Raw genomic sequence first — 12,070 nt, 5'->3', positions numbered from 1 at the left:
ACATGACTTTATGGACCTTCCTGGCTTTGCAGCCGGCTTACTTCATCATCTTGGCGACCTTGCTGGGGCTGTTGGTGGGCAGTTTTATCAATGTGGTGGTGTACCGCCTGCCGATCATGCTGGACCGCCAATGGCAGCGTGAGGCACAGGAAGTGCTGGGGTTGCCGGTGGCCGAGCATGCGCGTTTCGACCTGTGCCTTCCGGCCTCGCAGTGCACCCAGTGTGGGCATCGGATTCGGGCATGGGAAAACGTCCCCATCCTCAGTTACCTGGCGTTGCGCGGGCGTTGCTCTGCCTGCAAGCAGCGCATCAGCGCGCGTTATCCATTGGTCGAACTGGGCTGTGCGCTGCTGTCGATGGCGGTGGCCTGGCGCTGCGGGGCCAGTGTCGAGGCACTGGTGCTTCTGCCGCTGACGTGGGGTTTGCTGGCCCTGAGCTTGATCGACCATGACCAACAATTGCTGCCTGACGCCATCGTGCTGCCGGGGCTGTGGCTTGGGTTGATCGTCAATTACTTCGGCGTATTGGTGCCCTTGCCCGATGCGGTGTGCGGTGCCGTGGTCGGGTACCTCACCCTGTGGACGGTGTACTGGCTGTTCAAACTGGTGACCGGCAAGGAAGGCATGGGCTATGGCGACTTCAAGCTGCTGGCACTGATCGGTGCCTGGGGTGGGTGGCAGGTGCTGCCGCTGACCTTGCTGCTGTCGTCGGTGGTGGGGGCGTTGGTGGGCGTGTTCCTGCTGCGGATGCGCAAGCATTCCATCGGCATGGCCATGCCGTTTGGCCCCTATCTGGCAATTGCGGGGTGGATTGCTGTGCTCTGGGGTGATGAAATATACGCCTCTTACCTGCAACTGCTTGGATTCTGATGACCACTGCAGCTTTCACCCCCTGGATTCTCGGCCTGACCGGTGGCATCGGCAGCGGCAAGAGTGCCGCCGCCGAGCGTTTCATCGAGCTTGGCGTGCACCTGGTCGATGCCGACCAGGCCGCGCGCTGGGTGGTTGAGCCTGGTCGCCCGGCGCTGGCCAGTATCGTCGAGCGCTTCGGCCCAGGCGTGCTGCTGGACGACGGCCAGCTCGACCGCGGCGCCTTGCGCCAGCTGATTTTCGCCGACCCAGCCCAGCGCCAATGGCTAGAAGCCCTGCTGCACCCGCTGATCGGGCAGGAGATTTTTAGCTACCTGGCCAAGGCGCAGTCGCCGTATGCGGTGTATGTGTCACCCTTGCTGATCGAGTCTGGCCAGCATCGCAAGACCCAACGCGTGTTGGTGATCGATGCCCCGCAGGCGTTGCAGGTGCAACGCACCCTGCAGCGGGACAACACCAGCCCTGAGCAGGTGCAAGCCATTTTGCAGGCCCAGCTGGCCCGCGAAGAGCGCCTGCGCCATGCCGACGATGTGGTGGTCAATGACCGCGACCTCGCGGCGCTGCACGAGCAGATCGACCGTCTGCACCACTTTTACCTGACTTTACGAGGAGGCCAGCCATGAGCCAGCCATTGACCGTCGATTGCCCGACCTGTGGCGCACCTGTGGAATGGAACGAGAAAAGCGCGTTCCGGCCGTTTTGCTCTGACCGTTGCAAGCTGATCGACCTGGGGGCTTGGGCGGCTGAGGAACACAAGATCGCGGGTTCGGAAGAGTCCGAAGATGAGCTGTATTCCGGGGACCTGGAGCCGCGGCACTAAGCTGATCCCTGGGTTGCTGTGAGGCCCTTTCGCGGGCAAGCCCGCTCCCACATGATTTGCGCAGACTCAAAAGTCAGCGCCACACCAGTGGGAGCTGGCTTGCCGGCGATGAGGCCGGAACAAGCAACAGAAAACCAGTTACTGCCACAGGGGGCCCACCACCACTCACTGGTCATCCTTCCACGGCGCCTGCAGGTACCGCGTGCGGTTGAAGGTTTCCAGCCACTCCGGGCAAAACACCACCAGCGCACTGATCACCATGCCGTTGATGAACGCCTCGGGGAACATCATCAGCCACAGGTAGCCCACAAAGTCACTCAGCCACTCCGGCATGGCAAAACGCCCGTCCAGCCACAAGATACCCAGCCCGGCCAACAGGCACACCAGCACCGTCAACGCCGCCGGAAAGAACCCTGAACAAAAGATATACACGAACAGGTTACGCGGTTGCGCGCGTTCGACCGCGATGGCGCACAGCTCGGTAATCAGCACCGGCAAGCCAATCAACAGCAGGCCGTTGACGCCGAGTGCCGCCAGGTCCTGACGCCCCAGCGCCAGCAACCCCAACTGCGCAAAAAAGCCCCCCAGCACAGCCAGTGGCCAGTCCAGCAGCAGGGTCACAGCCGTCATGCCAATGAAGTGATACGACACGCCCGTATCGAAATCGCGCCTGACCAGCCACAGGGCAAACAGGCAGAACACCGTGCCAAACAGCAGGTGCTGGCGGCGCCGGTCGGTGAACAGTTCCACCCAGCGAGCGCGGCTGGCGGCCCAGAGCAACAGTGGCACGTAACCCAGCCAGCCCAACGTGAGGCTGGTGCCCGACAACACCTGTGCACTGATCACCGGACGAATACCCCTCTCTCCCTTGTGGATAAAGCTGAGTCTACACCCATTCTCCGTTTCCTCCGGCTGCTGTAGGCTGGCGCCTCCACGCGCTTAATCTGGCCTGATCTGGCGGCCGCCCTTTCTGCTTGCGGATGCTTTTGCCTGGGGTTTGGCGTGGTGCATCTGCTAGGTATCGTGCAGCAGTGGCCGGTCCTGAGCTGATTTCTACGCACAAACAGCATCTTACCGTCATCGATTAGCGACTAAGCTTGTCTGCATGGATGACTCAGACTACCTGCGCCTGCTTACCATCCAGGCCGAACAAGCCAATGCTTTTCTCTCCAATGCACGCAAATGGGAGCGTGAGCGTTGGGTATGCCAACGCCTGCTGCAAGGGCTGAACATTCCCTACCGCAGCGAGGACTTCACGCCAGCCGGCCAGGAGCCGCCAGACGTGCTGTTCCGCGATGCGGCATTCGAGGTGTTTTTCGTGCTGGACGAAGGCCGCCGCCTCAACGATGAGTGGCGCGAAGAGCTGCAACGCCGGCGCAGTGCGTTTTCCCTGGCGCAACTGGTGCGCCGTGAAGCACGCCCGCGGCGTATCAGCGCGACTGAACTGCTGGGGCGGTTGGCCCCGACCTTGCGCAAGAAGGCGCACAACTACCGTGAACGTGGGCTGGAACTGAACGAGCTGGACATCATCGCCTTCGCCAGCCTCAAGCGCGAAGTGCTCGACCTCAACACTCACTTCCCGCCGCCCACTGAATACCTGCGCCAGGGTTGGCGCTCGTTGTCACTGGTCGGGCCAACGTTCGCCCGTGTGTTGTTCGCCCACCCGGATGCGCCAGACTTTTTGCGCGGCAACCTGGGGCGCAGCATTGTGTTCGATGTGGGGATCAGTCTTTGATCCAGTGCCGAGAGTCTTTGCGATGGCGTACACTCGGCGCCAGAGATAGAAAGCATTATCATTTGTTTCAAGCGCTTGCCTGAACGCTGTAGCGTTTGCGCAGTCACAAACGTCTATCTGACGAGGCCCACCATGACCAGCCGCCTGAATCCTGAAGATCAGCGTCGTGTCGATGAGTATCTACGCGCCCCCCAGCACCAAGTCGAGCGCAGGCCCTTCCGGCCATGGCTGCTCCTTGTACTGGTGGTGGCCGTGACCATTGGTCTGGGCCTCATAAGCCGCCTGTTGAGTGGACTGGTGCTATGAGCTGCCTCGCGCTCGCCCTCCCCTCGTGCAGTTTGCGGCCGGCCCCCAGGGCCACGAATTCCGTAAACCTTATGAGATATCCCCATGACTCATCGCATCGTGATTGTCGGCGGCGGCGCCGGCGGCCTGGAACTGGCGACCCGCCTGGGTAAAAGCCTGGGCAAGCGCAAGCAAGCCGACATCACCCTGGTCGACGCCAACCTGACGCACATCTGGAAGCCGCTGCTGCACGAAGTGGCAGCCGGCTCGCTGAACTCCTCGGAAGATGAACTGAACTACGTGGCCCAGGCCAAGTGGAACCACTTCAACTTCCAGCTGGGGCGCATGAGCGGCCTGGACCGTGAAGGCAAGCAGATCCAACTGGCCGCAACCCTCGATGAAGAGGGCCGCGAGCTGGTGCCTGCGCGCACGCTGAGCTACGACACATTGGTCATCGCCGTGGGCAGCAACACCAACGACTTCGGCACCTTGGGCGCGGCGCAGCACTGCCTGTTCCTGGACACCCGCAAGCAGGCCGAGCGTTTCCACCAGCAACTGCTCAACCACTACCTGCGCGCCCACGCCGGTGATGTGGCCAGCGAACAAATCAGCGTGGCCATCGTCGGCGCCGGTGCCACTGGCGTAGAGCTGGCGGCCGAGCTGCACCACGCGGCGCACGAGCTGGCAGCCTATGGCCTGGACCGCATCCAGCCCAAGGACATGCACATCACTTTGATCGAGGCTGGCCCACGGGTTTTACCTGCGTTGCCCGAGCGCATCAGTGTGCCGGTGCACAAGACCCTGGAAAAACTGGGGGTGAAGGTGATGACCAATGCCGCGGTCAGCGAAGTGACCGCGGATGGCCTGAAAACCAAGGACGGCGAAGTGATCCAGGCCAGCCTCAAGGTGTGGGCGGCCGGTATCCGTGCGCCGGGGTTCCTCAAGGACATCGATGGGCTGGAAACCAACCGCATCAACCAGCTGGTGGTACGCCCTACCCTGCAGACCACGCGCGATGACAACATCTTCGCCTTCGGTGACTGCGCCGCGTGCCCGCAACCGGGTAGCGACCGCAATGTGCCGCCACGGGCCCAGGCCGCACACCAGCAGGCTTCGATGCTGGCGCAAAGCCTGAAGGCGCGGTTGGAGAACAAGGCGCTGCCGACTTATGAGTACAAGGACTACGGTTCGTTGGTATCGCTGTCGCGCTTCTCGGCGGTGGGTAACCTGATGGGCAACCTGATGGGCAGCGTGAAGCTGGAGGGCTGGCTGGCGCGGATGTTCTATGTGTCGCTGTACCGCATGCACCAGATGGCGCTGTACGGGTTCTTCCGTACGGCGATGATGATGTTGGGTAGCAAGATTGGGCGCGGGACAGAGCCGCGGTTGAAGCTGCACTGACAGCTAAGCCCAGCCCCTCAGGCTGGGCTTTTTTGTGGCAGATCACCCAGCCCTTTGGGCTGCGGCAAGCGGCTACCAAAACCTGTGGGAGCCGGCTTGCCGGCGATGCAGGCGCCGCGGTGCATGGCACCGGCTTCGCCGGTGTTCGCGGGGCAAGCCCGCTCCCACAATGCGTCAATTTTTAGAAATTGCGCAAGACAGTTGCTCTTAAAGGGCCCCGCTTAAACAGAAATCTTAACGGGTGCTTTTTTCGTGGGTTAAATTCGAGGCAAAAGAAAAAGGGCATCTCAGTCGAGATGCCCTTTTTACATGGTGGGTCGTGTAGGATTCGAACCTACGACCAATTGGTTAAAAGCCAACTGCTCTACCAACTGAGCTAACGACCCTGAAAATGGTCGGGGTGAGGGGATTCGAACTCCTGACATCCTGCTCCCAAAGCAGGCGCGCTACCGGACTGCGCTACACCCCGAGATTGGCTCCGCGACCTGGACTCGAACCAGGGACCCAATGATTAACAGTCATTTGCTCTACCGACTGAGCTATCGCGGAACTGAACTTCGGTACATCTTTACTACTTCGAAGTCTGTGTTAGCTTCGATCTCTTCAGCTTCTCTGCTTTCGCTTTGTCGCTGCTGAGGCCGGCTATTCTACATTCTTCGTTTTGCTTGTCAACCACTTTTTTTCATTCAACTTACTGATTTCTAAGTTGTTTTGCTAACACCGATGTTCCTGGTGATTCGCTTAGTGCCTGACAACGCGGCGTATATTAGGGGCACTCGATTTTAGATGCAAGCAGAAATTTCAAAATTTTCAGCAAGTTATCAAAAAAACCGGCGAGGCCCCGATTTTACGGTGTTTGCCGGGCCTATTCGCGGGCAAGCCCGCTCCTGCAGTGGCATCAGGGGCATAAAAAAGCCCCGCAGGTGCGGGGCTATTTTTTTCAGCTGGATCAGGCAAAGACGATTTCGTCGCCTTCCACCTTGGCGGTAATCGCCGACCCTGGCAGGAATTTGCCAGAGAGGATCAACTGCGCCAGCGGGTTTTCGATCCAGCGCTGGATCGCACGCTTCAGTGGCCGTGCGCCATACACCGGGTCGTAACCCACTGCGATCAGCTTGTCCAACGCCTCAGGGCTCAGGCTGAGCGACAGTTCACGCTCCAGCAGACGGCTGCGCAGGCGGCCCAGCTGGATTTCGGTGATGCCGGCGATCTGGTCGCGGCCCAGGGGCTCGAATACCACCACTTCGTCGATCCGGTTAATGAACTCCGGACGGAAGTGCGAACCCACCGCATCCATCACCGCAGCACGCTGCGCCTCACGGTCACCGACCAGTTCCTGGATCTGTGCAGAGCCCAGGTTGGAGGTCATCACGATCACGGTGTTGCGGAAGTCCACAGTACGGCCGTGGCTGTCCGTCAGCCGGCCATCCTCAAGCACCTGCAGCAACACGTTGAACACATCCGGGTGCGCCTTCTCCACCTCGTCGAGCAGCACCACCGAATAAGGCTTGCGCCGTACCGCTTCGGTCAGGTAACCGCCCTCCTCATACCCTACATAGCCTGGTGGAGCGCCGATCAGACGAGCCACGGAATGTTTCTCCATGAACTCGGACATGTCGATGCGCACCATCGCCTCTTCCGTGTCGAACAGGAACTCGGCCAGGGCCTTGCACAGCTCGGTCTTACCCACACCGGTCGGGCCGAGGAACATGAACGACCCACTTGGCCGGTTCGGGTCGGACAACCCGGCGCGGGAGCGGCGTACTGCGTTGGCCACGGCGGTAACGGCTTCGTGCTGACCGATCACGCGCTGGTGCAGCAGTTCTTCCATCTTCAGCAGCTTTTCGCGCTCGCCTTCGAGCATCTTGGCAACCGGGATGCCGGTCCACTTGGACACCACTTCTGCAATTTCTTCCTCGGTGACCTTGTTACGCAGCAGCTGGTTTTCCGACTTGCCGTGCTGGTCGACCATCTGCAGGCTGCGCTCCAGGTCCGGGATCACCCCGTACTGCAGCTCGGCCATGCGGCTCAGGTCGCCTTTACGACGGGCGCTTTCAAGCTCTTGGCGAGCCTGCTCGATCTTTTGCTGGATCTGCGCCGAGCCTTGCACTTCAGCTTTCTCGGAGGCCCAGATCTCTTCGAGGTCGGAATACTCACGCTCCAGCCGCTCGATTTCCTCGTGCAGTTTTTCCAGGCGTTTTTTCGCGGCTTCGTCTTCTTCTTTCTTCAGCGCCTGGGATTCCACCTTCAGCTGAATCAGACGACGGTCCAGACGGTCGAGCACTTCAGGCTTGGAGTCGATCTCCATGCGAATGCGGCTGGCCGCTTCGTCGATCAGGTCGATGGCTTTGTCCGGCAGCTGGCGGTCTGTGATGTAGCGATGGCTGAGCTTGGCCGCCGCAATGATCGCGCCGTCGGTGATGGCCACCTTGTGGTGCACTTCGTAGCGTTCTTTCAGGCCGCGCAGGATGGCAATGGTGTCTTCCTCGCTCGGCTCTTCTACCAGTACCTTCTGGAAGCGACGCTCCAGGGCGGCGTCCTTTTCGATGTACTGGCGGTACTCGTTGAGCGTGGTGGCGCCAACGCAATGCAGCTCGCCACGGGCCAGGGCCGGTTTGAGCATGTTGCCCGCGTCCATGGCGCCCTCACCTTTACCGGCGCCGACCATGGTGTGCAGTTCGTCGATGAACAGGATGATCTGGCCTTCCTGTTTGGACAGCTCGTTAAGCAGCGACTTCAGGCGCTCTTCGAACTCGCCGCGGTACTTGGCACCGGCGATCAGCGCCCCCATGTCCAGCGCCAGCAGGCGCTTGCCTTTGAGGCCATCGGGCACTTCGCCGTTGATGATGCGCTGGGCCAGGCCTTCGGCGATGGCGGTTTTACCCACGCCAGGCTCACCGATCAGCACCGGGTTGTTCTTGGTACGCCGTTGCAGCACCTGCACGGTACGGCGGATTTCGTCATCGCGGCCGATCACCGGGTCCAGCTTGCCCTCTTCGGCACGCTTGGTCAGGTCGACCGTGTACTTGTCCAGAGCCTGGCGCGACTCTTCGGCGTTGGCGTCGTTGACTGCCGCGCCGCCACGCAGGTTATTGATGGCGTTTTCCAGGGCCTTCTTGGTCACGCCCTGGCTCAACAGCAGCTTGCCGAGCTTGCTGTTCTCGTCCATGGCGGCCAACAGCACCAGCTCGCTGGAGATGAACTGGTCGCCCTTTTGCTGGGCCAGGCGGTCGGCCTGGTTGAGCAGGCGCGCCAGGTCCTGGGACATGTTCACGTCGCCCGTGGGGTTCTGGATTTTCGGCAGTTGGTCGAGTTCTTTCACCAGTGCCTGACGCAGGCTGTTGATGTCGAAGCCGACCTGCATCAGCAGCGGCTTGATCGACCCGCCCTGCTGTTCGATCAGGGCCTGCACCAGGTGCAGGGGCTCGATGGCAGGGTGGTCCATGCCTACGGCGAGGGACTGAGCGTCGGATATTGCTAATTGAAGCTTGCTGGTCAAACGGTCTATTCGCATGGGAGTACCTTCCTGTTAGGGCAGGTCGGAGCGATGGACAGCGCCTTTAATGAAGAAACCTGCCAGAGATGACCAATAGATATGGGTGATTCTGGAAGATTCAAGCGTAGCGGGGTTGACCGAAGTCAACCTGATGGATTAGTGGTGGCAGCGTTGAGGGCTTGCCCGCGTAGAGGCGTGATACGTCAGCGAGGGGCTAGCCAGACCAACGAGGCAAACCGCCCACCTTGGGGCGTGCGGCGATACGAGAAGAACCGTGAGTCGCTGACCGTGCAGAAACCACCGCCATACACCGCTGTCACGCCACGCGCCGCCAGGCGAATACGCGCCAGCGCATAGATGTCGGCCATCAGCTTGCCCGGCCGCTCGCCGTCGACAAAGGCCTTGGCAGCCTCCGGGTGCACGGCAGTAAAGGCATCGCGCACTTCCAGCCCCACTTCGAAGGCCTGCGGGCCAATGGCCGGGCCCAGCCACACCAGCACGTCTTCAGGCGGCAGGGCCAAACGGTCGAGGGTCGCTTCCAGTACCCCGCCCGCCAACCCGCGCCAGCCAGCATGGGCTGCTGCCACGCGGGTACCCGCACGGTCACAGAACAGTGCGGGCAGGCAATCGGCAGTCATTACGGTGCAGGCGATACCGGGCTGATCAGTCCAGCTGGCGTCGGCCTCGGCCACCACGGCCGGGTCGGCATCCGCCACCACCAAGCCATGCACTTGTTTGAGCCAGGCAGGCTGGATAGCAAATTCATCGCTCAGACGGCGGCGGTTTTCGGCGACTGCGACTGGGTCATCACCCACGTGATCACCCAGGTTGAACGCTTCATAGGGCGGCAGGCTGACGCCGCCCTGACGCGTAGTGACACAAGCGCGAACCGAGGCCGGGGCCGGCCAGTCAGGAAACAGCAGCGCCTGCGTCAGACCGTTCATCCGATAAAGCTCTCGCGGTCTTCGTTCAGCAGTGTCAGCAACCAGAGGAAATCATCCGGCAACGGCGATTCCCACTTCATGATTTCACCGGTAATCGGGTGGGCCAGCGCGAGGAAACGCGCATGCAGCGCCTGACGCGGGAAGGTCTTGACCGCCTCGACCATGGTTGGGCTGGCAGCCGGCGGAATGCGGAAGCGCCCACCGTACGTCTGGTCGCCGACCAGTGGGAAGCCCACATGGGCCATGTGCACACGGATCTGGTGGGTCCGGCCGGTTTCCAGCTTGACCCGCACGTGAGTGTGGGAGCGGAAGCGCTTGAGCACACGGTAGTGGCTGACCGCCGGCTTGCCGCCGTCGGTTACCGCCATGCGCTGGCGCATGCCGCCGTGGCGACCGATCGGGGCGTCGATCTTGCCGCCGGAGGTCACCACACCAATCACGATGCACTCATAGATGCGGCTGACCTTGCGGCTTTGCATTTGCTCGACCAGCCGGGTCTGCGCCTGCAGGGTCTTGGCCACCACCATCAGACCGGTGGTGTCCTTGTCCAGACGGTGGACGATACCGGCGCGCGGCACGTTGATGATGTCTGGCACGTGGTGCAGCAAGGCATTGAGCAGGGTACCGCTGGCATGGCCCGCGGCCGGGTGCACAACCAGCCCGGCAGGCTTGTTGATCACCATGATATGGTCGTCTTCGTAGACGATATCCAGCTCGATGTCTTCTGCGATCCACTCGCCCTGGGCCTCTTGTTCGGCCTGTAGGGCAAGCAAAGAGCCACCATAGACGGTGTCTCGAGGGCGCACGACGACACCATCGACCGTCAGGCGGCCCTCTTTGATCCACGTAGTAAGCCGCGAACGCGAGTACTCGGCGAACAATTGGGCGGCGACCTGGTCGAGGCGTTGACCGCCCAGATTGGACGGTACCTCTGCGCTAAGTTGAATGATCTCGGACATGCTCGATTCGGCGGGCGCACAGCCTTTGGTTTCGGCTGCGAGCTTGTGGTTAAATACGGCTTCTTTTGTCCCGGGGTTGGCCGGGGCGCTCATCATAACAGGACGGCACCGCCCAAGACAGCGGCCGTCAAAGGGACGCAAGCCGCCATGCAAGTGAAACACCTGCTGCTGATCGCCATCCTCGGGCTTACCGCGGCCTGTTCCTCTAACAAGGAAGTCATTGACGAGAACCTCAGCGAAGCCGAGCTGTACCAGCAGGCCCAGGCTGACCTGGACAATTCCAGCTACACCAGCGCCGTGAACAAGCTCAAGGCCCTGGAGTCGCGTTACCCGTTCGGCCGTTACGCCGACCAGGCGCAGCTCGAACTGATCTACGCCAACTACAAGAACACCGAGCCGGAGGCCGCCAAGTCCGCCGCCGAGCGTTTCATCCGCCTGCACCCGCAGCACCCGAACGTCGACTACGCCTACTACCTCAAGGGCCTGACGTCGTTCGACCAGGACCGTGGCCTGCTGGCGCGCTTCCTGCCGCTGGACATGACCAAGCGTGACCCAGGTGCCGCCCGTGACTCGTACAACGAATTCGCCCAGCTGACCAGCCGCTTCCCGAACAGCCGCTACGCGCCGGACGCCAAGCAGCGCATGATCTACCTGCGCAACCTGCTGGCCTCCTACGAGATCCACGTGGCCGACTACTACCTGGGCCGCCAGGCGTATGTGGCTGCCGCCAACCGTGGCCGCTACGTGGTCGAGAACTTCCAGGAAACGCCATCGGTCGGTGACGGCCTGGCAATCATGGTCGAGGCGTACCAGAAGATGCACCTGGACGAACTGGCTGCCACCAGCCTGGAAACCCTCAAGCTCAACTACCCTGACCACCCGAGCCTGGTCGATGGCGAGTTCCAGCCCAAGCAGACCGAGTCTGACGGCCGTGGCTGGTTGTCCAAGGCGACCCTGGGCCTGATCGAAACCGACGCCCCGCTGCCGCCGGGCGAAACCCGCGCCAACCAGGACGTGGTCAAGCAGTTCCAGGACGCGCGCTCCGAGATGCCGCAAGAACTGTTGCCGAAAGACGAAAACGGCGACGTGATTCTGCCGCCCGGCCCGAAAGAAGCCGAGCAGGACCGCTCGTGGTTCAGCTACATGACCTTTGGTCTGTTCGACTGATTGATCGCAACACAAGAAAGGGAGGCCTTGGGCCTCCCTTTTTTATTGGCTGCGTCCTAGACTGTCGGCTTCTTCATTCGACAAGCTGGACACCATGGTTCGCCTACTTTTCTGGATCGCCCTGATCGCCGCCGCGTTCTGGCTGTGGCGCAAGTTCAAGATCAGCCAGCAATCCCACCCTGAGCCCAAACTCGACGACCCGCTGAAAATGGTGCGCTGCGCCCATTGTGGCGTGCACCTGCCCAATGACCGGGCGTTGCAGCTGGGCAAGGAGTGGTATTGCAGCCAGGCGCACCTTGAGCAGGGGCCTGGGCGGCAGGGATAAGCCTCAAACCCCATAGGCCCCATCGCCGGCAAGCCGGCTCCCACAGGGACTGCGCAGCGCTCAAGGCCA

General features: G+C 61.5%; 12 protein-coding genes and 3 tRNA genes. 8 read left to right on the top strand and 7 right to left on the bottom strand.

The genetic code is table 11. The features are described 5' to 3' along the window. The first annotated feature begins 2 nt into the window (after positions 1-2). Genes AC5PZ0_RS17450 through yacG form a run of 3 tightly spaced genes read left to right on the top strand, consistent with a single transcriptional unit; the run spans position 3 to position 1,689 of the window. Positions 3-869, top strand: a complete 867-nt coding sequence (locus AC5PZ0_RS17450) for a prepilin peptidase (RefSeq protein WP_493855394.1) — start codon at positions 3-5, stop codon at positions 867-869. Further along, entirely contained in the window at positions 869-1,492 is a 624-nt protein-coding gene (coaE, locus tag AC5PZ0_RS17445; protein WP_027594559.1) for a dephospho-CoA kinase, read from the top strand. Before AC5PZ0_RS17450 ends, coaE begins: the two co-directional genes overlap by 1 nt. Continuing rightward, positions 1,489-1,689: a DNA gyrase inhibitor YacG gene (gene yacG / locus AC5PZ0_RS17440; RefSeq protein WP_027594560.1), complete on the top strand. Its 201-nt coding sequence runs from the start codon at positions 1,489-1,491 to the stop codon at positions 1,687-1,689. Before coaE ends, yacG begins: the two co-directional genes overlap by 4 nt. Positions 1,690-1,854: 165 nt before the next feature. On the opposite strand, the gene AC5PZ0_RS17435 is transcribed toward yacG, so the two are convergent. Continuing rightward, positions 1,855-2,535, bottom strand: a complete 681-nt coding sequence (locus tag AC5PZ0_RS17435; RefSeq protein WP_493855393.1) for an energy-coupling factor ABC transporter permease — start codon at positions 2,533-2,535, stop codon at positions 1,855-1,857. Between the two features lie 259 nt (positions 2,536-2,794). Between AC5PZ0_RS17435 and AC5PZ0_RS17430 the strand changes: the two genes are divergently transcribed. From AC5PZ0_RS17430 to AC5PZ0_RS17420, 3 genes are all read left to right on the top strand, one after another. After that, positions 2,795-3,424: a DUF1780 domain-containing protein gene (locus tag AC5PZ0_RS17430; RefSeq protein ID WP_013970766.1), complete on the top strand. Its 630-nt coding sequence runs from the start codon at positions 2,795-2,797 to the stop codon at positions 3,422-3,424. 132 nt (positions 3,425-3,556) lie between these two features. Beyond that, positions 3,557-3,730 (top strand): DUF3094 family protein, encoded by a 174-nt coding sequence (locus tag AC5PZ0_RS17425; RefSeq protein ID WP_013970765.1) that lies wholly within the window; start codon positions 3,557-3,559, stop codon positions 3,728-3,730. Positions 3,731-3,814: 84 nt separating this feature from the next. Next, positions 3,815-5,110 carry an NAD(P)/FAD-dependent oxidoreductase gene (locus AC5PZ0_RS17420; protein ID WP_238216081.1) on the top strand — a complete coding sequence of 432 codons (1,296 nt, stop codon included), beginning with the start codon at positions 3,815-3,817 and terminating at the stop codon, positions 5,108-5,110. Positions 5,111-5,420: 310 nt separating this feature from the next. Here AC5PZ0_RS17420 and AC5PZ0_RS17415 read toward each other — a convergent pair. The 6 genes from AC5PZ0_RS17415 to rluD form a co-directional block, all read right to left on the bottom strand. Then, positions 5,421-5,496 (bottom strand) — tRNA-Lys (locus AC5PZ0_RS17415). A gap of 6 nt (positions 5,497-5,502) precedes the next feature. Next, positions 5,503-5,579 (bottom strand) — tRNA-Pro (locus AC5PZ0_RS17410). Positions 5,580-5,583: 4 nt separating this feature from the next. Then, positions 5,584-5,659 (bottom strand) — tRNA-Asn (locus AC5PZ0_RS17405). Between the two features lie 400 nt (positions 5,660-6,059). Continuing rightward, positions 6,060-8,624, bottom strand: a complete 2,565-nt coding sequence (gene clpB, locus AC5PZ0_RS17400; protein WP_274888546.1) for an ATP-dependent chaperone ClpB — start codon at positions 8,622-8,624, stop codon at positions 6,060-6,062. A gap of 185 nt (positions 8,625-8,809) precedes the next feature. Beyond that, positions 8,810-9,550 (bottom strand): peptidoglycan editing factor PgeF, encoded by a 741-nt coding sequence (gene pgeF, locus AC5PZ0_RS17395; protein WP_027594564.1) that lies wholly within the window; start codon positions 9,548-9,550, stop codon positions 8,810-8,812. Next, positions 9,547-10,509 (bottom strand): 23S rRNA pseudouridine(1911/1915/1917) synthase RluD, encoded by a 963-nt coding sequence (rluD, locus tag AC5PZ0_RS17390; protein ID WP_493855392.1) that lies wholly within the window; start codon positions 10,507-10,509, stop codon positions 9,547-9,549. The genes pgeF and rluD overlap by 4 nt, the downstream gene beginning before the upstream one ends. A 147-nt stretch (positions 10,510-10,656) precedes the next feature. Here rluD and AC5PZ0_RS17385 point away from each other — a divergent pair, with 147 nt between their 5' ends. Beyond that, positions 10,657-11,676, top strand: coding sequence for an outer membrane protein assembly factor BamD (locus tag AC5PZ0_RS17385; RefSeq protein WP_099428275.1), 1,020 nt, complete (start codon positions 10,657-10,659; stop codon positions 11,674-11,676). 94 nt (positions 11,677-11,770) lie between these two features. After that, positions 11,771-12,001 (top strand): PP0621 family protein, encoded by a 231-nt coding sequence (locus tag AC5PZ0_RS17380; RefSeq protein ID WP_027594567.1) that lies wholly within the window; start codon positions 11,771-11,773, stop codon positions 11,999-12,001. Positions 12,002-12,070 lie beyond the last annotated feature (69 nt).

This window comes from Pseudomonas sp. 5.2, assembly GCF_059025405.1.
The sequence above is the reverse complement of the archived record's forward strand: the minus strand, read 5'-3'. Positions and strand labels throughout refer to the sequence as shown.